This window comes from Nonomuraea bangladeshensis (genome assembly GCF_039529455.1).
GTDB lineage: Bacteria > Actinomycetota > Actinomycetes > Streptosporangiales > Streptosporangiaceae > Nonomuraea > Nonomuraea bangladeshensis.
Window position 1 is genome coordinate 136783 of record NZ_BAAAMV010000009.1, and the last position, 20853, is coordinate 157635.

At 71.2% G+C, this 20853-nt stretch carries 22 protein-coding genes; 10 read left to right on the plus strand and 12 right to left on the minus strand.

Features of this window, described 5'->3' with window-relative positions; genetic code table 11:
- Positions 1-16: 16 nt before the first annotated feature.
- From ABD292_RS29895 to ABD292_RS29940, 10 genes are read right to left on the minus strand one after another with little or no spacing between them, the layout of a single operon-like run.
- Positions 17-871 carry an alpha/beta fold hydrolase gene (locus tag ABD292_RS29895; protein ID WP_344213090.1) on the minus strand — a complete coding sequence of 285 codons (855 nt, stop codon included), beginning with the start codon at positions 869-871 and terminating at the stop codon, positions 17-19.
- The gene (locus ABD292_RS29900) at positions 868-2049 is read right to left on the minus strand and encodes an NAD(P)H-dependent oxidoreductase (RefSeq protein WP_344213092.1); all 1182 of its coding nucleotides are present in this window, start codon (positions 2047-2049) and stop codon (positions 868-870) included. The genes ABD292_RS29895 and ABD292_RS29900 overlap by 4 nt, the downstream gene beginning before the upstream one ends.
- 13 nt (positions 2050-2062) lie before the next feature.
- A complete protein-coding gene (gene hemW / locus ABD292_RS29905; RefSeq protein WP_344213094.1) occupies positions 2063-3433 on the minus strand; it encodes a radical SAM family heme chaperone HemW in 1371 nt (456 codons plus the stop codon).
- A gap of 42 nt (positions 3434-3475) precedes the next feature.
- Complete coding sequence (locus ABD292_RS29910) at positions 3476-4840, minus strand: coproporphyrinogen-III oxidase family protein (protein WP_344213096.1); 1365 nt, start codon at positions 4838-4840, stop codon at positions 3476-3478.
- On the minus strand, positions 4837-6240 hold the full coding sequence (locus ABD292_RS29915) for a B12-binding domain-containing radical SAM protein (RefSeq protein ID WP_344213098.1): 1404 nt from the start codon (positions 6238-6240) through the stop codon (positions 4837-4839). Before ABD292_RS29915 ends, ABD292_RS29910 begins: the two co-directional genes overlap by 4 nt.
- Positions 6237-7136: a cyclase family protein gene (locus ABD292_RS29920; protein WP_344213100.1), complete on the minus strand. Its 900-nt coding sequence runs from the start codon at positions 7134-7136 to the stop codon at positions 6237-6239. The genes ABD292_RS29915 and ABD292_RS29920 overlap by 4 nt, the downstream gene beginning before the upstream one ends.
- On the minus strand, positions 7133-8380 hold the full coding sequence (locus ABD292_RS29925; protein WP_344213102.1) for a beta-ketoacyl synthase N-terminal-like domain-containing protein: 1248 nt from the start codon (positions 8378-8380) through the stop codon (positions 7133-7135). The genes ABD292_RS29920 and ABD292_RS29925 overlap by 4 nt, the downstream gene beginning before the upstream one ends.
- Positions 8377-9660 carry a beta-ketoacyl-[acyl-carrier-protein] synthase family protein gene (locus tag ABD292_RS29930; protein WP_344213104.1) on the minus strand — a complete coding sequence of 428 codons (1284 nt, stop codon included), beginning with the start codon at positions 9658-9660 and terminating at the stop codon, positions 8377-8379. The genes ABD292_RS29925 and ABD292_RS29930 overlap by 4 nt, the downstream gene beginning before the upstream one ends.
- Positions 9657-10463 carry a cupin domain-containing protein gene (locus ABD292_RS29935; protein WP_371252279.1) on the minus strand — a complete coding sequence of 269 codons (807 nt, stop codon included), beginning with the start codon at positions 10461-10463 and terminating at the stop codon, positions 9657-9659. Before ABD292_RS29935 ends, ABD292_RS29930 begins: the two co-directional genes overlap by 4 nt.
- Positions 10464-10493: 30 nt before the next feature.
- Positions 10494-10799 (minus strand): acyl carrier protein, encoded by a 306-nt coding sequence (locus ABD292_RS29940; RefSeq protein ID WP_344213108.1) that lies wholly within the window; start codon positions 10797-10799, stop codon positions 10494-10496.
- A gap of 396 nt (positions 10800-11195) precedes the next feature.
- Here ABD292_RS29940 and ABD292_RS29945 point away from each other — a divergent pair, with 396 nt between their 5' ends.
- Entirely contained in the window at positions 11196-11939 is a 744-nt protein-coding gene (locus ABD292_RS29945; protein WP_344213110.1) for a response regulator, read from the plus strand.
- Positions 11940-12065: 126 nt separating this feature from the next.
- Here the strand turns inward: ABD292_RS29945 and ABD292_RS29950 are convergent, their stop codons facing one another.
- On the minus strand, positions 12066-14435 hold the full coding sequence (locus tag ABD292_RS29950) for a phosphoketolase family protein (protein ID WP_344214063.1): 2370 nt from the start codon (positions 14433-14435) through the stop codon (positions 12066-12068).
- Between the two features lie 194 nt (positions 14436-14629).
- Entirely contained in the window at positions 14630-14992 is a 363-nt protein-coding gene (locus ABD292_RS29955; protein ID WP_344213112.1) for a metalloregulator ArsR/SmtB family transcription factor, read from the minus strand.
- Between the two features lie 131 nt (positions 14993-15123).
- Here ABD292_RS29955 and ABD292_RS29960 point away from each other — a divergent pair, with 131 nt between their 5' ends.
- The 9 genes from ABD292_RS29960 to ABD292_RS30000 all read left to right on the plus strand — a co-directional run bounded on the left by ABD292_RS29960 (position 15124) and on the right by ABD292_RS30000 (position 20843).
- Entirely contained in the window at positions 15124-15603 is a 480-nt protein-coding gene (locus ABD292_RS29960; RefSeq protein ID WP_344213114.1) for a GNAT family N-acetyltransferase, read from the plus strand.
- A gap of 139 nt (positions 15604-15742) precedes the next feature.
- The gene (locus ABD292_RS29965; RefSeq protein WP_425565207.1) at positions 15743-16243 is read left to right on the plus strand and encodes an Asp23/Gls24 family envelope stress response protein; all 501 of its coding nucleotides are present in this window, start codon (positions 15743-15745) and stop codon (positions 16241-16243) included.
- A complete protein-coding gene (locus tag ABD292_RS29970) occupies positions 16240-16641 on the plus strand; it encodes an Asp23/Gls24 family envelope stress response protein (protein WP_344213118.1) in 402 nt (133 codons plus the stop codon). Before ABD292_RS29965 ends, ABD292_RS29970 begins: the two co-directional genes overlap by 4 nt.
- Entirely contained in the window at positions 16638-16814 is a 177-nt protein-coding gene (locus ABD292_RS29975; protein WP_344213120.1) for a hypothetical protein, read from the plus strand. The genes ABD292_RS29970 and ABD292_RS29975 overlap by 4 nt, the downstream gene beginning before the upstream one ends.
- Complete coding sequence (locus ABD292_RS29980; RefSeq protein ID WP_344213122.1) at positions 16811-17185, plus strand: Asp23/Gls24 family envelope stress response protein; 375 nt, start codon at positions 16811-16813, stop codon at positions 17183-17185. Before ABD292_RS29975 ends, ABD292_RS29980 begins: the two co-directional genes overlap by 4 nt.
- The gene (locus tag ABD292_RS29985; RefSeq protein WP_344213124.1) at positions 17182-17820 is read left to right on the plus strand and encodes a DUF6286 domain-containing protein; all 639 of its coding nucleotides are present in this window, start codon (positions 17182-17184) and stop codon (positions 17818-17820) included. The genes ABD292_RS29980 and ABD292_RS29985 overlap by 4 nt, the downstream gene beginning before the upstream one ends.
- The gene (locus ABD292_RS29990; RefSeq protein ID WP_344213126.1) at positions 17817-18395 is read left to right on the plus strand and encodes a hypothetical protein; all 579 of its coding nucleotides are present in this window, start codon (positions 17817-17819) and stop codon (positions 18393-18395) included. Before ABD292_RS29985 ends, ABD292_RS29990 begins: the two co-directional genes overlap by 4 nt.
- A gap of 24 nt (positions 18396-18419) precedes the next feature.
- A complete protein-coding gene (locus tag ABD292_RS29995; protein WP_486348469.1) occupies positions 18420-19331 on the plus strand; it encodes a DMT family transporter in 912 nt (303 codons plus the stop codon).
- 18 nt (positions 19332-19349) lie between these two features.
- Positions 19350-20843 carry an MFS transporter gene (locus ABD292_RS30000; RefSeq protein ID WP_344213130.1) on the plus strand — a complete coding sequence of 498 codons (1494 nt, stop codon included), beginning with the start codon at positions 19350-19352 and terminating at the stop codon, positions 20841-20843.
- Positions 20844-20853: the final 10 nt, after the last annotated feature.

Below are 20853 nucleotides of genomic sequence, written 5' to 3' on the forward strand. Positions count from 1 at the left end.
GGGGCAGGGTTCAGGATCAGGACCCGCAGCCGCATCCGGAGCCGCAGCCTCCGGAGGCGCCGAGCGGGACCCCCAGGAATTCTGCGATCGTCGCCGCCACAGGTACGGGCTTTTCCATGAACATGAAGTGACCGGTTCCAGGAACCACGTGCAGGCGCGCGTCGGGGATCGTCTCGGCCAGGTAGCGCGCGCTCTCCACGGGCGTGCTGCGGTCCAGCTCGCCGGCCACGACGAGGGTCGGCGCGCCGATCTTCTGTACGCGTTCGCGCAGATCGGGGTGGGTGAGCTGGATGAGGTTGCGGTGCACGGAGAAGGGCACCCATGACCAGCTCGCGATGACCCGGTTCGCCACCTCGGGGTAGCCGTCGAGGAAGAAGAAGGGCCCGGCGCGCTTGTTGGACTCCTCGATGACCTGGCGGTAGGTCTCCTCGGTCACCTCCGGGCGTTTCCACTTCATCTCGTAGTGCGCGGCCGAGCCCATGAGGACGAGGCCCGCGACCCGCTCGGGGTGCTCCAGCGCCAGCACCATGGCGGTGACGGAGCCGAGGGAGTGCCCGACCAGGATGACCTGGTCCCAGCCGAGGTGGTCCAGCACCTCGATCACGTCGGCGGCGCACTGGCCGGCCGACAGCGGGTGGTCCTCCTTGGACGACAGGCCGTGCCCGCGCAGGTCGAGCGCGAGGCAGCGCAGCGCCGGGTCGAGCAGCGAGATCAGCTCGGCGAAGTGGGTGTGGTTGTCGCGGTTGCCGTGCAGGAACACGACGGGCGGCGCGGCGGTCTCCGGCCCCGACACGCGGTAGAAGAGCCGGGCGCCGTCGGACAGCTCCACGGCGTCGCAGGTGGTGGGGAGTTTCCAGGTGGTCGGCATCATGGCCGTGCTCCTCGGTTGGCCACGGACAGGTTCAGGCTGCGCATCTCCCTGACGATCTCCTCGATCTCGGTGACGATCTCCCGGGTGGTGTTGGTGCCGGTGATCGCCCTGCGCAGCCGTCCTTCGGGGGTGAGCAGGACGACGTGCGGGTCGACGTTCGCCGCCAGGCCCAGCTCCTGGGCGAAGGCGCGATCCCAGTCGACCAGTACGGGCACCTGGTGCTTCTGCTCGGCGATCCGCTCCTTGACGAAGTCGCGGGTGATGAAGTGCGGCAACTGGTCCACCACGGCGACCAGCCGCACGTCGAGCCCCGGGACGCGCTTGAGTATCGCCTCGATGCGGCGTACCGCCTCCTCGCTCTTGTCCTGGCCGGCGATGACCAGCACGTACGGACTCAGGCCGCCGCCCTCGGGCAGCGCGAAGGGCCGGTCGGTCAGGTCGCTCAGCAGGCCGAGCTGTTCGGTGCAGTCGCGGCCCTCGGAGCCGCCGAGCCGCGGCGAGGCGCCGTGGACGTTGAAGGTGGAGAACCCGATGGCGGCGGTCACCCGGCGGCCGACCTGCCGGGCGATCTCGACGGCGAACTCGGCGTTGTCCACGCCCACGCCCCAGGGCTTGGTCCTGATGCCCGGCTGCTCGTCGAACTCGATGAGGCTGAGCCCGACGCTGATCACCACGGACAGCTTGACGTTCGTCCAGAGGGGCATGAGCTGGGCCATCGCCCACTCCTGGCCGATGCCGCCGGAGGTGATGATCTGCCCGGCGACCTTGCCCTGGAACGCCTTGCCCTTGACGTCGGCGGCGACCTCGTAGTTGTAGTACTGGTACTCCAGGTCGTCCTCGTCGGCCGGTTCGCACCGGTCCAGCCACTGCTTCCAGGTGAAGGGCAGGCCGAGCGCGTAGACCGGGGAGGCGAAGACGAAGGCGTCCGCCCAGCGGACCTCCTTGTACAGCCGGGTGTAGCGGTCGTCGGGGTGCTTGAACAGGTGGCACTGGGTGCGGTTCATGCAGTCGCCGCAGCCGTCGCAGTCCACAATCGGGTAGTCGACCAGGCGGACGAGCCGTGTCTGCGCGCCCACCTCCTCGGCGCCCTTGAGCGCCTCCCTGCACAGGAACTCGCTGGCGCTCTTGGCGGTCGTCTTCGGCGAGCCGCAGATCCCGAGCACGTTCTTCGACTTCATCGCCGTTCTCCGATCAGTCCCTGATGCGCCGGGGCGCGGCCTGCCCGGCCTTCATGAGCCGCCCGCGGGCGAGCACCTCGCGGGGGATCGCCTCGATCTCGGTGTAGCGGGCGGAGAAGAACTCGCGGCAGACGTTGTTGCCCCAGAAGACGCCGTCCTCGGTGAGGCGGATCTCCTCGTCGGTGACCTCCAGCAGGCCCTGCGCGGCCAGTTTGTCGATCTTCTCGCCGAACACGTCGGTGGGGTCGCAGCCGAACAGGGAGCGGAACCTGCGCCGGGAGACGCTGAACAGCCGTAGGCCCTTGGCCATGGCCCCGCACATCTCCTCCTCGCGGTCGGCGCGGGAGCCGATCAGCACGGGCAGCTCGCCCTGGTCGACGGCGCCCTGGTAGTCGGCGAGGGGGCCCTTGTTGACGTACATGTACTTGCCGAGGTAGCCGAAGGCGGCGGCGCCGACGCCGAGCAGGTCCTGCTGCTCGGAGAAGTAGAGCACCGCGTGCTTGTTGATCTTTCCGGGCAGCGCGAAGTCGTAGACGGAGTACTGCTCGTAGCCGGCCTCGCGCAGCATGCCCGCGGCCAGGCGGTACATCGCGACCTCGTGGTCGTGGTCCCCCGGCGGCCTGAGCCGCTTGGTGTCGATCTTCGAGAACAGCCGGGTGAACGGCGGGATGATGAGGGAGAACAGCGTGACGTGGTCGTAGCGCCAGTCGATGGCCTCCTCGATGTCGGCCCGCCACTCGTCGAGGGTCTGCTCGGGGAGGTTGTAGATCAGGTCGATGCCGACGTTGTCGTAGCCCGCTTCGCGGGCCACCCGGGTCGCCAGGCGGGAGGTGGCCGGGTCCTGCGGGATCTCCAGCATGCCGGCGTAGCGGTCGTTGTAGGTCTGGACGCCGAAGCTGATGCGGTTGCAGCCGGCCTCCCGCGCCGCGGCGAGCTTCTCGCCGGTGAAGTTGGACGGGTTGCCCTCGGCGCTGATCTCCGCCTCCGGGCCGAAGTGCAGCACCGTGCGGCAGTGGGTGATCAGGTCGTGCAGCTGCCCGGCCGACAGGCAGCTCGGCGTGCCGCCGCCGATGGCCAGCGAGCCGAAGGTGAACGACCTGACCAGCGGGCTCTCCGCGTACATGGTGATTTCCCGCTTCAGCCGGACCAGGTAGCTCTCCAGCTTGGACTCGTCCATGAGCTGCTTGTTGAAGGGGCAGAAGTTGCAGATCTTGTCGCAGAACGGGATGTGGATGTACATGGCCTTCTCGCCGGGCCGGGTCGACGGCGAGTCCAGGTTCATCAGCATCGGCACCTCGCTGACGTCGGGCGGGTCAGCGGGCAGCGGGTAGTGCGAGACGCAGATGCGTTCGCGTTTGTCGTACGGTTTCGTCGCGGTGCTCACGCCGGGCTCCTTCGGGGTGGCGGGCCACTTGGGGGTGACGGGCTACTTGGGGGTGGCGGGCCCGGTGGGGGCCACGTCGCGCTTCCTCGCCAGCGATTCGGCGAGCTTCTGGCCGCGGGCCCTGATGTCGTCGGAGTAGAACTCCTTGGCCACGTCGTAGCCGAACAGCGTCCCCAGCTCGGTCAGGCGGATCTCGTCGGTGTCGCAGACCAGCAGGTCGCGGCGGGTCAGATCGTCGAGCAGCGGGCCGAAGACGTCCTCGGGCTCCTGGCCGTGGCGCTCGCGGAAGGTCCTGCGGGCGACGGAGAGCATCCGCAGCCCCATCGCCAGCGTCGCGCGCGGCCGCTCCTCGTGCGGCGTGAGCTGGCCGGCGTTGACCGGCGGCACGCCCTGCCCGGTCAGCTCGGTGTAGCGCTTGAGCTCGGCCACGTTGACGTAGGTGTACTCGTTGACCGTGCCCATGGCCCCGGCCCCGAGCCCGAGCAGGTCGCCGAAGTCGGTGAAGTGGATGCGGGCGTGCCGGTAGGCGACGTCCGGCAGGGAGAAGTCGGGGACCGAGGTCTGGCGCAGGCCGCGCGTGGCCAGGTGCTCGCCGGCCCGCCGGCACAGGTCGAGCTCGTGGGCGAGGTCGCCGGGGCGGCCGGCCCTGCCGTCGTTGACGTCCCTGAAGAGCTTGGTGTGCGGCATGACCGACAGCGGGAACAGCGTGATCTGCTTGACCCCGGCGTCCAGCGCGATGTCGAGGTCGGTGAGCAGCGGGGCGACGCCCTGCCCCGGCAGGTTGTAGATCAGGTCGATGCTGATGTGGTCGATCCCGGCCTCCTGCGCCCACCGGATCACCCGCAGCGAGGTCTCCCCGTCCTGAGCCACGTCCGACGCCTCGCCGATCTCCTTGTCGAAGGTCTGCACGCCGAAGCTGACCCGGTTGACTCCGGCCGCGCGCACCGCGGCGAACTTGTCGGGGTCGATGGTGATCGGGCTGGACTCCAGGGTGATCTCCGCGTCGGGCGCGAAGGTGAAGTGCTCGCGGGCGAAGGAGACGACCTCGGCGAGCTGCGGGCCCGACAGGCTGCTCGCGGTGCCGCCGCCCATGTAGAGGGAGCCGAAGACGGTGCTGCGGAAGTACGGCGTCTCCGCGTACATGGCCATCTCGCGCTTGAGATCGTCGATGTACTTGCGGACGCGGTCCTCGTCCTTGAGGTACTTCACGAACGGGCAGAAGCCGCACAGGTATTCACAGAACGGGATGTGCATGTACATGGCGGCCGGCTGTGGTGCCCTGCTGGGCCGGTCCAGCCCCATCTCCCCGGCGATCCGCTCGTACTGCGGCGGGGCCCACGGCATGGGGTAGCACATGACCGGATAGCGGTCACGGGCGGCGTACGGGAGAGCGGCGGTCGCGCTCATCGTGCCTTCCTTCCTGCGCCAGCCTGCGCGGAGATGCGTAACGAGCTGGTGGAGACCTCCGCCTCCAGGTTCTTGGGGTCGAAGTTCATCCGGACCATGATCTTGGGGTGGGTCTCGACGAACTCCTCGATCGACCGGAGGATCGTGCGGCACTCGGCGGGGCCGAGCGCCTCGTCCACGTAGAAGACGGCCTGCAGCATGTCGAGGTCCGGCCGGCCGGGCCTGCTCCCGATGTCCTGCCACAGCGGGGTCTTGGGGTACACCCGGATGCCGAAGGCGATGGTGAGGATGTCCGGGGCGCAGCGGTCCATCGTGTCGAGCGTGCGCGCCACGGTGTCCGCCGTCTCGCCCGGCCCGCCCAGCAGCAGCGAGTGGATGATCCGGACGCCGGCCCGCCGGGCGCACGCCGTGGCGTTCTCGATGTCGGCGACGGTGAAGTCCTTCTGGAGGCTGGTCAGCATCTCGTCGCAGCCGGCGTCCAGGCCGAAGTTGAGCGTCTCGCAGCCGGCCCGTTTGAACAGCAGGGCGAGGTCGTCGTCGTACTGAAGGGGGTTGGTGTAGGCCATCCAGGTGACGCCGAGGTCGGCGGCCACCATCTCCTCGCACACGGCGATGGCGTGGCGCCTGGGGAGGTTGAAGATGCTGTCGGTGATGAAGAACCGTCTGACCCCGGCCAGGTCGCGGACGTGCCGCATCTCGTCCACGATGTGCGCGGGCGAGCGCAGCCTGAACCGCTTGCCCTCGATCGAGGGCACCGGGCAGTAGGAGCAGCGGAAGGCGCAGCCGCGCTTGGTCTGGATCCCGTACGTCGGCTGCGGCCCGACCACCTGCGTGCTGAAGTACCGGCTGTCGGGGACGAAGTAGCGCGGCGCCACGATCGAGCCCGGGTCGCTCACCCGGGCCGGCTCCGAGACGGACACCCGCGTGCCCTCGCGCCGCAGCAGGCCGGGCGCGTCGGTGATCGGCCGGCCCTCGGCGAGCGCGTCGGCGATGGCCACCATGGCGGGCTCGCCCTCGCCGATGACGCCGAGGTCCGCGCCGAGCACGTTCATGATCTCGACCGGCATCAGCGAGAAGGCCGACCCGCCGAGCACGACCGGCGCGGCGCTGGCCGCGCGGCACGCCCCCAGCACGATCTTCACGTCGCCGAGGTTGCCGCGGTACTGCAGGTACGTCTCGTTGTCGATGTTGCGGACGGAGACGCCGATCAGGTCGGGCCCGTACTCCCCGATCGCCTCGGTGACCCGGCCCTCCAGGCGGTCGTCGGGGTCGAAGCAGAGGTCGAGGATGCGGGCCTCGTGCCCGGCGTCGATCAGGGCCGTCTGGAGGTAGGCGACCCCCGCCGGCACGGCGAAGGAGGGCCGGCGCTCCCGGTTGGTGGCGATGAGCAGGACCTTCACGTGTCCTCCTCGGGGACGATGGCGACGGGACGGGTCCAGGCGGCGCCCGCGCCGCTGACGTGGATGGGCAGGAACATGACCGTGAAGCCGGTCGGGCGCGGCAGGCGGTCGAGCCCGCCGAGCCGCTCGATCTGCAGGAACTCGCGGCGGCGGCCGAGCAGGTGGCACGGCCACAGGTGCGCCGCGTCCCCCGAGCGGTAGTAGCGCTCGATCATCACGGGCGCGGGCAGGTCGAAGCCCGCCGTGTCCACGCCGATGACCGAGATGCCCTGGTCGAGGAGGTACTCGGTGGCCTCGACGGTCATGCCGGGATGGGCGGTGAAGTAGCGCGGGCCCGGCCAGAGGCGGTCGGCCCCGGTGTGCACCAGGACGACCTCGCCGGGCGACAGCGTGTGCCCGATCCTGGCCAGCTCCTCCCTGACGTCGGCCGCCGTGATGCCCTGCGCCGGCCCTTCGCCGGTCAGTCTGTGGGTCAGCCGCAGCAGCACCCCGGCGCCGACGCAGCGCTCCAGCGGGATCTGGTCCACCCGCAGCGCCGGCCGGTCCCCGGTGAGCGGCCCGTAGTGGAAGGGCGCGTCCACGTGCGAACCGGCGTGCACGGACAGCGTGAGCACCTCGTTGCCCAGGAACAGGCCGTCGGGGAAGCAGCCGGGCCCGATGCGCCGGCCGCCGGCGACGTACCGGGCGGCACGGGCCAGCCTGAGCCGGAGGGGCAGCCGGCGGTTGAACGCCGCCTTGCGGCCGATGCGCCGCCCCCCGTGCTCGTGCCGCCACAGCTCCTTGCGCATCACGGCGGGGTCGAAGGGGGTGGGTTCGATGGGCATGCTCAGGTCGATCAGCCGGCCGGTGGCCGGCAGGGCGACGCGATCCGCCGCCTGCCGCTCGACGGTCGTCATGACGGGCCTCCAGCCGTTCTGAGGACGGCCGCGGCGTTGAAGCCGCCGACGCCGCGGGTGAAGACGAGCGCCGTACGCAGGTTCGTGTCCCGGCGCGGGGCGCGTACGACGTCGAGACCGGCGATGACCTTCTGGCCGTCCAGGTCCTCGCGGGCGGGCGGGACGACGTCGTGGAAGAGCGCGAGCGCGGCCCAGGCGAGGTCGAGCACGCCGCAGGCGGAGTTCAGCCGGCCGGTGAGCGTCTTGGGCACGGCCAGCGGAACCTCCAGGGCCCGCGCGCCGAGGACGGACACCAGGGCCTCGGCCTCCAGCTCGTCCCAGCACCGGTTGCCGTCGCCGTCGGCGAGGATCACGTCCACCTCGGCGGGCGTCACGCCGGCCCGTTCGAGCGCGAGCGCGACGGCCTCGGCCATGTGGGCGGCGGTCGGCGGCGGGTCGGCCGGGTGGTGGGCGTCGTGCGTGCACGCCACGGAGGCCAGCTCGGCGTAGACCTGCGCGCCGCGGGCCCGCGCCGTGTCCGCCCGCTCCAGGACCAGCATGGCGCCGCCCTCGCCGGGGACCGACCCGGCCGCCCGCTCGCTGAAGGGCAGATAGGCGCCCCTGGCCGTGTCCGCGCCGCTGTGCCGGCCGAGCGAGGACTGGCAGACCAGCGCGTACGGCGACAGCGGCGCCTCGGCCGCCCCGACCAGCACCTGGTCGGCCTGCCCGCGAAGGAGCAGGCGGCGCGCCTGGGCCGCGGCGTGCAGGCCGCCGGCCGCGTCGGCGACCGCCACGCCGCAGCGCCCCTTCGCGCCGTGCCGGATGGAGACCTGGCCGGCGAGCGCCGCGTAGAACCAGGCGATCGACTGGTAGGCGCTGACCGCACGGGGGCCCTCGCGCCACAGCGCCTGGATCTCCCGCTGGCCGTACTCGTTCCCCCCGGCGGACCCTGCGGTCAGCACCGCGAGCCGATAAGGGTCGAACGTGCCGACCGCGGCGTCGGCGAGGGCCAGCTCGGCCGCCGCCAGGCCCATCCAGCACCACCGGTCGGTCTGCACCTGCAGCCGCCGGGGCAGGAAGTCGGCCGGGTCGAAGTCGGGCACCACGCCGGCGACCCGGATGCCGCTGCCGCCGGACAGCGCCGCGTCGATCGGCTGGATCCCGGAGCGCCGGTCCAGGGTGCCCTTCCAGTGCGCGGCGACGCCGATGCCGACCGGCGAGACGACGCCGATGCCGCTGATGACGAGCGAGGCGGGATCCGTCACGCGACCCTTCCCTTCGACGACTCCGCCAGGGCGGAGACGACCATGGCGGACTGGAACCCGCCGAACCCGCTCCCGACCGACAGGGCGTGGCCGACGGGGTGCTCGCGCGCGGTCACCGGCACGTAGTCCAGGTCGCACTCGGGGTCGGGCGTGGTCAGGTTGGCCGTGGGAGGCACGACCTGGTGCCGGATCGCCAGCGCGCACGCGGCCATCTCGATGGCCCCGATCGCGCCCAGCGAGTGACCGACCACCGACTTGATCGAGCTGATCGGCACCCGGGCGGCGGCCGGGCCGAGCGCCCGCTTGAACGCGGCCGTCTCGTGCCGGTCGTTCTGCCTGGTGCCGGAGCCGTGCGCGCTGACGTAGCCGAGGTCGCCGGGGGCGAGGCGGGCCTGCCGCAGCACGTCGAGTATGGCCTCGCTCATCTCGATCCCGTCGGGGCGCAGACCGGTCATGTGGTGGGCGTTGGCGCGGCCCGCGTACCCGCCGACCTCGCAGTGGATCCGCGCGCCGCGGCGCCGGGCGTGCTCCAGCTCCTCCAGCACCATGACGGCGCTGCCCTCCCCGAGCACGAACCCGTCGCGGGTCGCGTCGAACGGCCTGGAGGCCGTCTCCGGGGTGTCGTTCCTGGACGTCGTGGCACGGATCGCGTCGAAGCAGGCCACGGTGATGGGCGAGATGGGCGCGTCGGAGGCGCCCGCGATCATCACGTCGGCCTCCCCGTCGACGATCAGCTCGTACGCGGTCCCGACGGCGTCGATGCCCGACGTGCAGCCGGTGGAGACCATGAGGGCGGGGCCGTGGGCCCCGTACCTGGCGGCCAGCTCGCTCACCGCGCTCGACGGGACCAGCGCCTGGTAGAGGAAGGGCAGGCTGTGGTCGGCGGCGACCGTCCAGTCCCGGCCGGCGTCGCTGGCGACGACGTACTCCTCCTCCAGGCGGATCGTCGCGCCGACCGCGCTGCCGAGGCAGACGCCCACCTTCGGCCCGGCGTCCCTGCCGGCGAGGTCGAGGCCGCTGTCGTCGACCGCCTCCCGCGCGGCGGCCAGCGCGAGCAGCACGAACCGGTCGCAGCGCCGGATCTCGCGCGGCGTCAGGCCCCAGGCGGCGGGCGCGAAGTCGCACTCCGCCGCCACCTGGGAGCGGAACGGGGCCGGATCGAACGTGCTGATCCGGCGGATCGCCGAACGCCCGGAGACGAGCCTCGCCCAGAACGCGTCCGTCCCCGCCCCTCCGGGGGCCTGCACCCCGATGCCGGTGACCACCACCCGCCGGCTCATGTCGCCGCCGGAGCTTCGTCCTCGGTGTCGACGTGCCCCAGCTCCGGGCTGGGGGCGAGCGGGCCGAGCGCGAAGACCACCAGCGCCGGGCCGGTCCCGACGTTGGTCACCCGGTGGCGGACCTGGCGGGGCACGAAGACGGCCTCGCGCGGCCCCAGGGTGCGGGGTTCGCCGTCGATGTCGACCCGTACGGTGCCCTCGGCGACGAAGAGGTGCTCCTCCGAGTAGGGGTGGTAGTGCTCGTTGACCCGCTCGCCCGGAGCCAGCTCGACCGCGCCGGAGATGCCGTGGGAGCATCCGGTCGAGGCCGGGTTGAGCAGGGTGCGCATGTCCCCTCCCCGCTGCCGCACCGAGCGGGTGGCCGCGAAGCTCTGCGTACGTGAGCGGGACGCCTTGAGCCGCTGCGCGATGATCCGGAGCTGCCCGGCCGACCCGCGGTTGAGCCTGGCCTCCATGGCCGCGTCGTCCACCGGGGCGTCGGGCCGCATGGTGAAGTCCTGGACCCAGCGCAGCCGCGTGGTGTCGGGGGTGAGCGCCTCGTAGGTCCAGTAGAGGTTCATGAACTGGAACGGTCCTGGCTCCACCCGCCGAGCCCGCACGGTCCAGTGCTCCCGGTCCAGCCGGCGCTCCGACACCCACGACCACACCCTGCCCTCCTCGTCGGGGTGCATGGTGAGCCTGAAGGTGAGGTGGCCGGGCTCCTCGGACAGGACCTCCACCTTGGCGTACTCGGTGAACAGGTCCGTCCACGAGCGCAGGTCGTTGGTCCTGGCCCAGACGTACGCGATCGGTGCTTCGATCACGATGCTGTTGTCGGTGTGGCCCACGGCGCGTCAGCCCTTCGTGACGGACGCGTGCTCGCCGAGGAACGCGCCGAGCTGGGCCGGCGTGGTCTCGGCGGTCAGTTTGCCCTCGATGACGACCCCGTACCGTTCTTCGGCCCGCGCGGAGATCTCCGCCAGGGCCAGCGAGTCGACGTTCAGCGACTCGAACGTCTGGTCGAACTCCTCTGGAGTCACATCCGCGCCCACCGCGGCCATCAGTTGCGTGACGATCTCGACGTTCATGGCGACCACCTGGCCTTTCCCGCCTTCCGCCGACGGTCCGGCGCGCCTGACCCGGCGCGTTACCGTCTCCATGGCGCGGCCAGCGTAGGCAGCGGCCGTACGGCCCGTCATCAACCATGTCGCTGAAGTGGCCCTCGCCTTTCGGGCACCTTCCTCTCGTCCGCGGGACGACGTCCGCCCCTCCCGCGTGTCTCTTCGCCGAGGCGCTCGTCATCCCCCCGGCCATCCGGTCACGGCGGTTCTCGCGGTTGACGTGCCGTGACGACAATTCGAGCGACAAGAAGTCATTACTGGCGTCAATTTCGACGCGTACCACCGTTTGACGCTTCTGGAGCAGATGTGGTCAATTGGACGCATTGATGCGCGAAACGGGTGGGCTGCTACCGCAGATCCTTTATCGATCATTATCTGGGGGACCGAAATGATCAAGATCGACCCTGCCGGCGCTACTCGACTCGCGGCGCCCCGATGAGCGCCATCAGACTGGTGGTGGCCGACGACCAGCCGGTGATCCACATAGGGCTGCGCACCGCCTTCTGCGAACGCACCGGCATCGAGGTGGTCGCCGAGGCCGGCGACGGCCTCGACGCGGTCCGGCTGTCCCGGCAACTGCGCCCCGACGTGGTGCTCATGGACACGCTGATGCCCAACATGGACGGCTTCCAGGCCACGGCCGAGATCTGCGGCCCCGGCGGTGTCCCCGGCGTCAAGGTGCTGATGTTCGGCCCGACCGACCCCGACGAGGACCTCTTCCGCGCGCTCCGCCTCGGCGCGCGCGGCTTCCTCCTCAAGGACATCGGGCCCGAGCAGCTGATTCCCGCGATCCACCGGGTCCGAGCCGGCGAGGCGGTGCTGTCCAGCCACGGCGTGACGCGGCTGGTCGCCGAGTTCAGCCGCACCCAGGCCGAGCCCCCGCAGGCGCTGGCGGAGGTCGAGAGCCTCACGCCGCGTGAGCGGGAGGTCCTGGGGCTGGTGCTGCGCGGGATGCGCAACGACGAGATCGCCCGGATGCTGCGGGTCAGCGAGAGCACGGTGAAGTCGCACGTACGGAGCCTGTGCACCAAGCTGAACGTGCGCGACCGCGTCCAGCTGGTGATCTTCGCCCACGAGCACGGTCTGCACCACCGCATGATGTGCGGCCACATGGAGCACGTCCCCTCCCCCACCGCGCAGCGCAGACGACTGGTGCTCAACGGCCTCCGGCAGAACTGATCACGGGGACGTGATCCGCCTTTCTGAATATCCGGATATTTTGCGGGATCGTACAGAGGAAAGCTTTGTCCATTCTCCGCGCAATTCGCGGCGGGCGATAATTCCCTTTACGCCGGGGGCGCTTGGTCATCCGCCCAGCGACCAGTCGCGGACCTCGGGCATGTCTTCGAGGTGCTCGACGACGTACGCCTGGTGCTCGGCGAGTTTGCGCTCGCACCAGGCCATCAGGTCGGCGGCGCCGCGCGGCAGCCGCCTGGCGTTGTTGATGGCGTCCATGACCAGGTGGTAGCGGGAGGCGCGGTTGCGTACGGTCATGTCGAAGGGTGTGGTGGTGGTGCCCTCCTCGATGAAGCCGCGCACCCTGAACCGGTCGGCGTCCGGGCGACCGTGCACGAGCTGGTGGATGGCGCCCGGGTAGCCGTGGAAGGCGAACACGACATCGACGGTGTCGGTGAACAGCTCGGTGAACAGGGTGCCGCTCATGCCGTGCGGGTGGTCCTTGGGCCGCATCAGCGTCATCAGGTCCACGACGTTGACCACGCGGACCTTGAAGCCGGGCAGCCGCTCCTTGAGTATCTGCGCCGCCGCGACTGTCTCCATGGTCACCACGTCGCCGGCGCAGGCCAGCACGATGTCGGGGTCGCCGGCGCCGTCGTCGGTGCCGGCCCAGTCCCATACGCCGGCGCCGCGGGCGCAGTGCTCGGCGGCCTGGTCGATGCTGAGCCACTGCAGTTGCGGCTGCTTGTCGATGACGATGAGGTTGATGTACGACCGCGAACGCAGGCAGTGGTCGGCCACCGACAGCAGGCAGTTGGCGTCCGGCGGGAGGTAGACGCGTGCGACGTCGCCGCGCTGGGTCAGCACGACCTGGATCAGGCCGGGCCCCTGGTGGGAGAAGCCGTTGTGGTCGTTGCGCCAGGCGGTCGAGGTGAGCAGCACGTTGAGGCTGGGCACCTTGGCCCGCCAGGGCAGCCGGCTCGCCTCCTGCAGCCACTTGCCGTGCTGCACCGTCTGGGAGGCGCTGACCATCGCGAACGCCTCGTAGGTGGCGAACATGCCGTGCCGGCCGGTCAGCGTGTACCCCTCCAGCCAGCCGTGGCAGTTGTGCTCCGACAGCACCTCCATGACCCGGCCGTCGCGGCTGATCGCCACGTCGTCGGCGGTGACGCGTTCGGCGAAGGCGCGGTCGGAGACCTCGAACACGGCGCCGAGCCGGTTGCTGTTGGTCTCGTCCGGGCAGAACAGCCGGAAGTTGTCGGGGTTGTCGCGGTAGACGTCGCGCAGCAGCTCGCCGAGCCGGCGGGTCGACTCGGCGCGCGTACGCGCCGGTTGCGGCACCTCGACGGCGTAGTCGCGGAAGTCGGGCAGGGTCAGATCCCGCGTGAGCAGGCCGCCGTTCGCGTGCGGGGCGGCGCTCATCCGCAGGTCGCCCTCCGGGGCCAGGCCGCGTACCAGCTCGGTGGGCGCACCGGTGGAGTCGAACAGCTCCTCCGGCCGGTACGAGCGCAGCCAGCTCTCCAGGATCGCCAGGTGCTCCGGGTTGTCGCGCACCCCGGACAACGGCACCTGGTGCGAGCGCCACGTGCCCGCCATCTGTACGCCGTCGACCTGCTCCGGCCCGGTCCACCCCTTGGGCGAGCGCAGCACGATCAGCGGCCACCGGGGGCGGCTCCCGTCCCACCCGCCGGTACGGGCCAGGTGCTGGATCGCGCGGATCTTGCTCCAGGCCTCGGCCAGCGTGGCCGCGAAGCGGTGGTGCATGCCCGGCAGGTCCGCGCCCTCCACCTCCAGCACCTCGTAGCCGTGGCCCTCCAGCAGCCGGCGTACCTCGGCCGGGTCCTTACGGGACAGGACCGTCGGACCGGCGATCTTCGCGCCGTTGAGGTGCAGGACCGGCAGTACGGCGCCGTCGCGCTCGGGGTTGAGGAACGACACGCCCTTCCACGACCCCTCCAGCGGCCCGGTCTCGGCCTCGCCGTCGCCCACCACCGCGACCGCCAGCAGGTCGGGGTTGTCCATGACGGCGCCGAAGGCGTGCACCAGCACGTACCCCAGCTCGCCACCCTCATGGATGGAGCCCGGGGTGGTCACCGAGACGTGGCTGGGGATGCCGCCCGGGCTGGAGAACTGCCGGAACAGCCGCGACATCCCGGCCTCGTCCTGGCTGACGTGCGGATAGATCTCGCTGTAGGTGCCCTCCAGGTATCCGGCGGCCACCAGTGCGGGCCCGCCGTGCCCGGGTCCGGCGAGATAGATCGCCTGCTGTCCGGTGTGCCGGATGAGCCGGGAGACGTGCGCGTAGATCAACGAAAGTCCCGGGCTGGTGCCCCAGTGGCCCAGCAACCGCGGCTTGATGTGCTGCGGGGCCAGCGGCTCGCGCAGCAGGGGATTGCCCTGGAGATAGATCTGGCCGATCGTGAGGTAGTTGCCGGCCCGCCACCAGGCGTCCAGCTGTTCGACCTCCTTGTCCTCCGGAGAGGCCAGTCTCCGCAGCATTTCCTCATCGACGGCCAGTTGCTCATCCGGAACTGCGGTCATGGGCACGTTCCCTTCTCGGCGTGGTTGCGGTGTCCGGGTCGTACGCGATCACCACACCATGGGACCTCAGCCGGGGGACGTGCGGACAGGGCCGGAAGTCCCGGTGGCCAGGGGCCAAGGGCCACCGCACCTTTTCTCGCCGCCCATCCCCGTCAGGTGGGGAGCAGCTCCAACCCGGCGGGCCCGGCGAGGGGGGTGAACAGGGCGCCGAGCCTGTTCAGCGTCTCCGGGACGACGCGGTAGTAGACCCAGGTGCCGCGCCGCTCGCCGTCGATCAGGCCCGCCGTACGCAGGACCTTGAGGTGGTGGGAGATGGTCGGGGCGGTCAGGTCGAAGGCGCCGGTCAGGTCGCAGACGCACGCCTCGCCGCCGGCGTGGGAGGCGATCATCGACAGCAGGCGCAGCCGCACGGGGTCGGCGACCGCCTTGAGCATGACGGCGAGCTCGGCGGCGGTGTCCTCGGCCAGCGGTTCGCGGGTGATCGGGGCGCAGCACCCGCCGGTCTGGACGGTCATGACAACCCCTCCTGATTCGATGTCTGTCGAAATTATATGCGGGCGGGCCACCTGCCAGGCGAGCTGGAGGTCCGGCGAGGGCTTTCCGTAAGGGTTGTAGTGCATAAGGCCGTTACGTCAGCCTGATCCTCATGACACTTCAAACTGACGTTCGCCAGGCGTCCGAAGACGACATCGCCGAACTCGTCCGACTGCGGGCGTTGCTCTTCGATGACCTCGGCGGCGACTTCTTCAACCCCTCGTCGGCAGGCGACGACTGGCGGGGCGAGCTCGCCGCGGTGCTGAAGGAGAAGCTGGCGCGGGACGACGCGCGCATCCTGGTCGTGGACGGGGACGACGGGCTCGCCGCCTGCGGCATCGGCACCGTCGAGCAGTGGTTCCCCGGACCGCACTCACGCAACGGCCGGATCGGGCACGTCATCGGCGTGGTCACCGATCCGGCGTACCGGCGGCGCGGCCACAGCCGCGCGATCATGCTCGGCCTGCTCGACTGGTTCCGGGAGCGTGAGGTCGCCCGGGTGGACCTGTACGCCTCCCGCGAGGGCGAGTCGCTCTACCGGAAGCTCGGCTTCTTCGACCATCCCGACCCCGCGCTGTGCTGGCGCCCGTGACGGAAGCCCGGCTTCCAGGTGATCTCTCCCAGCTTGTCATAAATGTTCTAAAAGTCTGTTTTATGTAGGAATCAGGTGGCTTGGGGCGGTTATCAGTGCTTACTGAGGAGGAGGGGAGGTGACGGACGTGTCGGACACCATGTCCAGTCGAGCCACGGAAACCGGCCAGACCGCGACCGTGCCGAAAGCCAGGACGTACGAGGGCAGCCCGGGAGCCGCGCTGGTCACCGAGAAGGGCACCACCAGGATCGAAGACACCGTCGTCGCCAAGATCGCCGGGCTCGCCGCCCGCGAGATGTCCGGAGTCTTCGCCATGGGCGGTGGCGCGGCGCGTGCGCTGGGCAGCGTACGCGGCATCGTCGGTGTCGACGAGAGCGTCACGCAGGGCGTGTCGGTGGAGGTGGGCGAGCGGCAGGCCGCCGTCAACCTCGACCTGGTGGTGGAGTACGGCATGGCGATCCCCGAGCTGGCGGGGGCGGTGCGCAAGAACGTCATCAACGCCATCGAGCGCATGTGCGGACTGGAAGTGACCGAGGTCAACATCCGCGTCGACGACGTCCACCTGCCCGAGCAGGACCGCGGCCGGGAAGGCGACAAGAGCCGCCGGCAGGACACCGGGCCGGAGCCGGGAGTTCGATGACGGACACGGGCCCGGCCCCGAAGTCCGGTGCGAGCCCGGCGGGCTCCGGGGTGGACGACGGCTTCGGGACAGGCCCCGAGGACGAGGCGCCGGCGATCGCCGAGCGGGTCCGGTCGTGTGACGGCGTGGCCGGGTTGTCCAGCGGCCCGTTCGGGACCGTGGCCACCTACCTGCCGGGCCGGCGGCTGACGGGCGTCTCCGTGAACGACCGCGCGGTCGAGATCGCCATCGTCGCCACCCTGGACCGCCCGCTCCTGGAGACCGCCGACGAGGTACGGCGAGCCGTGACGGACCTGGCCGGCGAGCGCCAGGTGAACGTGCGCATCGACGACATCGCGCACGGCGTCGCGGACGACAGCGCGGACGACAGCGCGGACGACATCGTGGAGGGATCATGAACAACCAGTGGCTGCCGTTGATAGGGCTGGCCGTCGGCATCGTTCTCGGGATCGTCGGGGCGTTCGGCGGGCTGGTGCCGTTCCTGATCGTGCTGGTGCTCGGCGCCGTCGGCTGGCTGGTCGGCCGGCTCGCCGAGACCGGTGAAGTGAACCTGTCCGTGAGGCGGAAGTGACCGCTGCCACCGGCGCGGGCATCGTGACCGTGCCCGGGCAGCGTCCGGCGCCTCCGCCCCCCGAGGTCCGCGGGCGCACCCGGATCGCGGACGAGGTGGTCACCAAGATCGCCCGCTGCGCGGCCGGGGAGGTTCCCGAGGTGCTGGGGGTGCACCCCGGCGGCGGGTGGCGGTCGCCCTCGTCGGACGCCGAGGTCCGCGGTGAGCGGGCCGCGGTTCACCTGAGCGTGAGCGTCGCCTACCCGTCACCGTTGCGGGACGTGGCGGCGCGGGTCAGGCAGCACGTGATCGCCCGCGTCGCCGCCCAGACCGGCCTCAACGTCACCCATCTGGACGTGACCATTACCGACTTCGGCGGTGACCTGCCGTGACCGAGCGAACGTTGACGCAGGAGTACGGCGCCGTCCCTCCTGAGGACGGCCCCGCAGGCGCCTACCAGGCGAAACGCGACAAAGCCGCCGACCGGGCGGCCGTGCGGGCGTTCCGCCCGTCCCGGAGGGTCCCGGCCATCGTGGTGTCCGTGCTGCTCACGCTGCTGGGCCTGCTCGTGGCCGCCGAGACCGTCTCGGCGCTGGTCGGCGCTCCGCTGCGCCTGGTGCCGTACGACCGGATGCTCGGCTGGGCGGCCTCCACGCCGTGGTCGAACCCGCTGTTCGTGCTGGGCTCGGTGGTCGTGGCGCTGATCGGGCTGGCGCTGCTGATCACCGCTCTGGTGCCGGGACGGCCGCGCCTGCTGGCGGTACGCAGCCACGACCCCGACGTGATCATCGGGCTGCGCCCCAAGAGCGTCACCAGGGCCCTGGCGCACGCGGCCGAGGAGGTGCCGGGCGTGCACACGGCCCACGCCACGCTGCGGGGCGGGACGGTCACCGTCACGCCCACCACGTCGGGGTGGGACAAGGAGAGGTTCGCCCAGGAGGTGCGCGCCGCCGTGCTCACCAGGCTGGCGGGACTGGATCTCGTGGAGCCGTACCGGGTGACCGTGGACGTCAAGGAGCGCAAGTGAACAGGAAGACCAGCCGGGGCAACCGATGGGCACTCGCGCTGATCGGATCGGTGCTGTTGGTCCTGGGCGGGCTCGCGGCCGGCCGCGGGCTGGGCGGCCTCGGGTCGGCGGACACCCCGATCGTGGACGGCGGCGTACGGGGGTTCTTCGCCGGCAACAGCCCGGCGATCTGGTGGGCCGTGGCGGTCGTGTCGATCGTGGTGGCGCTGCTGGCGCTGCGCTGGTTGCTGGTGCAGGGCCGCAGGGAGGTCACGCACCGCCCGATCCGGCTGGAAGGGTCACCGGCCGGCTTCTCGGAGGTGTCCGTGGACGGGGTGTCGCAGGCGGTCGCCGCCGACGTGGCGTCGAGCCCGGCCGTGGTGAGCGCCGATGCGCGCGTGGCCGACTCGCGCTACCCCCCTGAAGTGCGGCTACGCGTCGTCGCCGACGAGAGGGCGCCCATCGGGGAGCTCAGATGGCACCTGTCCGCGGTCGCGCTTCAGCACCTGCGCGACGCTCTACGCACTGATCATGTCCACACGGTGGCCCGCGTCAGCCTGGAGCCGCCGCCCGCCCCGCACCGGATGGTGCGCTGACCCCACCGGCGTTCCGGGAAGCGGATTCGGAGAGCGTCGCCATTGGTGATGACCATCGCTGTCTCTCTGGGTGCGGCTTGCCTGCTGGGCCTCGGCTTCGTCGCCCAGCAGCATGCCGCGTACCGCCAGCCTCTGGACGAGATGCTGCGCCCACGCCTGCTGCTCGACCTCATGCGCACGCCGTTGTGGCTGTTCGGGCTCGGGCTGATGGCGTGCGGCCAGATCCTCGGCGCCATCGCGCTCCGAGACGCGGACGTGGCGCGGGTGGAGCCGCTGCTCGCGATGAACCTGCTGTTCGCCCTGACCGCGGCCCATGTCGTCTACCAGGAACCGTTCGGCCGCATGCTGCAACTGGGCGCCGTGCTGGTGTGTGGAGGAGTGGCGCTGTTCCTGTTCGCCGGGCAGCCGCACGGCGGCCGCCTCCCCGATCCGCTCTCCCCGCGCTGGCTGGCGGCGCTCCCGGTGGTCGTGGTGGCGGCCGCGCTGGTCGTCTTCGGTCTGCGGCGGTCACTGAAGGTCAAGGCGATTCTGCTGGCCGGCTCCGCGGGGGTGCTCTACGGGTTGCAGGACGTCCTGACCCGTAACGCCCTGCTCACGTTCGACCACGGACAGAACGTGCTCATGACCTGGCAGCCGTACCTCCTGCCGTGCGTCGCCGTGGTGGGCCTGCTCCTCAACCAGAGCGCGTTCGACGCCGCTCCGCTCCAGATCTCCCTGCCGGCCACCACGGTCGCCGAACCGATCTGCGGGATCGTGCTGGGCGTGGCGATCTTCGCCGAACGCCTGCAGGTCACCCCGGCGGCGCTGGCAGGCGAGGTGGCCGGTCTGATCGCGATGGCGACCGGCATCGTCGTCCTCGGCCGATCCCCGTTCCTGGCGAAACCCGGGCAGACCGCCCTCCAAGGACGGAACGGACCGCGCAAGGAGGAACGGTGATCAGGGGGAGAGGCGCCGATGTCCGCGAAACCGTGGAATGAGCGGCACCGCAGGCTCAGCCGCTTCTCGCATGCCGTGTTCGACGGGGTCTGGCGGAGAATGCTGGTCCTGCTGGGCGGCCCCACGCGGTTCCGGGTCGTCGCGATGCTCGCCGGCGTTCTCGCGCTCGTCACCGCCGACCAGGGGGCCGTCGCCGCGGTGGGGCCGGAGATCCAGGAGTCGATGGGCATCGGCAACACCGAGCTCGGGTCGCTGACCGCCGTCTCCTCCGCGGCCGGCGCCGTCGCCGTCCTGCCGGTCGGCGTCCTGACCGACCGCGTCAACCGGGTACGGTTCCTCACCGCCTGCATCGTCCTGTGGAGCCTGGCCATGATCTCCGGCGCCCTGGCCGACTCGCTCCCGTGGCTCCTGTGCTCCCGGGTGGCGGTCGGGGGCCTGACCGCCGCCGCCGCGCCCTCGGTCGTCTCGCTGGTCGGCGACTTCTTCCCGGCCGCCGAACGGGGCCGGATCTACGGTTTCATCCTGAGCGGCGAGATGGTCGGCGCCGGTCTCGGCCTGCTGGTGGGAAGCGCCCTCGCACGGCTGCTGACCTGGCGCTCCACGTTCTGGCTCCTCGCGCTCGTGGGTGTCGCCTTCGTCTTCGTCATCGGGCGGAAGCTGCCCGAGCCCGAACGCGGCGGTCAGAGCCGGCTGCCCGCGGTGACACCTGGCGGGAAGTTCACGGTGGCGACGCCCGGTGGAGAGGCGGACCGCGCCGGGCCGGACCGCGACGACACGGCGCGGCGCGCGGTGCGCCGCCGCGGGATCGGGCCCGATCCCGCGGCGCTGCTGCGCCGTGACCCCGTGCACATGTCCCTGGGGCAGGCGATCCGGTACGTGCTGAGCATCCGGACGAACGTCGCCCTGATCGTCGCCTCCGTGGTCGGATACTTCTTCTTCGCCGGAGTGCGCACCTTCGCCTTCGTCTTCGCCCGTGAGCAGTACGGCCTCGGCCAGGTCGCGCTGACGGGCGTCGTGCTGCTGGTGGGCCTCGGGGCCCTGCTGGGGGTGCTCAGCGGCGGACGCCTCGCCGACCGGCTCACCCGCCGCGGGCACATCAGCGCCCGCATGGTGGTCCCCGCGATCGCCTACGCCGCCGCCGCCGTCTTCTTCGTCCCCGGGCTGCTCACCACGTCGCCGACGCTCGCGCTGCCGTTCCTGTTCGTCGCGGCCGCCTCGGCGGCGGCGGCCAATCCCCCGCTGGACGCCGCCCGCCTCGACGTCGTCCACTACCGGCTCTGGGGCCGCGCGGAGAGCATCCGGACGTTCCTGCGCGTGGGCGGGGAGGCCGTCGCCCCGGTGCTCTTCGGCGTTCTGGCCGACGCGCTCGGCCCGGGCGCGCAGGGGCTGCGGTACGCGTTCCTGATCATGCTGGTGCCCCTGGTGGCGAACGCGGTCGTGCTGCTGCGCGCCAGGCACGCCTATCCGCACGACGTCTCCGCGGCCGCCGCCTCCGAACGCCTGCGCGGCTGAGCCGCGCGGG

Bases quoted from the DNA above. Each gene is read 5' to 3' on its own strand.
- ABD292_RS29895 (WP_344213090.1), bottom strand. From the start codon at position 871: ATGATGCCGACCACCTGGAAACTCCCCACCACCTGCGACGCCGTGGAG.
- ABD292_RS29900 (WP_344213092.1), bottom strand. From the start codon at position 2,049: ATGAAGTCGAAGAACGTGCTCGGGATCTGCGGCTCGCCGAAGACGACC.
- ABD292_RS29910 (WP_344213096.1), bottom strand. From the start codon at position 4,840: ATGAGCGCGACCGCCGCTCTCCCGTACGCCGCCCGTGACCGCTATCCG.
- ABD292_RS29920 (WP_344213100.1), bottom strand. From the start codon at position 7,136: ATGACGACCGTCGAGCGGCAGGCGGCGGATCGCGTCGCCCTGCCGGCC.
- ABD292_RS29930 (WP_344213104.1), bottom strand. From the start codon at position 9,660: ATGAGCCGGCGGGTGGTGGTCACCGGCATCGGGGTGCAGGCCCCCGGA.
- ABD292_RS29940 (WP_344213108.1), bottom strand. From the start codon at position 10,799: ATGGAGACGGTAACGCGCCGGGTCAGGCGCGCCGGACCGTCGGCGGAA.
- ABD292_RS29945 (WP_344213110.1), top strand. From the start codon at position 11,196: ATGAGCGCCATCAGACTGGTGGTGGCCGACGACCAGCCGGTGATCCAC.
- ABD292_RS29950 (WP_344214063.1), bottom strand. From the start codon at position 14,435: ATGCTGCGGAGACTGGCCTCTCCGGAGGACAAGGAGGTCGAACAGCTG.
- ABD292_RS29955 (WP_344213112.1), bottom strand. From the start codon at position 14,992: ATGACCGTCCAGACCGGCGGGTGCTGCGCCCCGATCACCCGCGAACCG.
- ABD292_RS29960 (WP_344213114.1), top strand. From the start codon at position 15,124: ATGACACTTCAAACTGACGTTCGCCAGGCGTCCGAAGACGACATCGCC.
- ABD292_RS29965 (WP_425565207.1), top strand. From the start codon at position 15,743: ATGTCCAGTCGAGCCACGGAAACCGGCCAGACCGCGACCGTGCCGAAA.
- ABD292_RS29970 (WP_344213118.1), top strand. From the start codon at position 16,240: ATGACGGACACGGGCCCGGCCCCGAAGTCCGGTGCGAGCCCGGCGGGC.
- ABD292_RS29975 (WP_344213120.1), top strand. From the start codon at position 16,638: ATGAACAACCAGTGGCTGCCGTTGATAGGGCTGGCCGTCGGCATCGTT.
- ABD292_RS30000 (WP_344213130.1), top strand. From the start codon at position 19,350: ATGTCCGCGAAACCGTGGAATGAGCGGCACCGCAGGCTCAGCCGCTTC.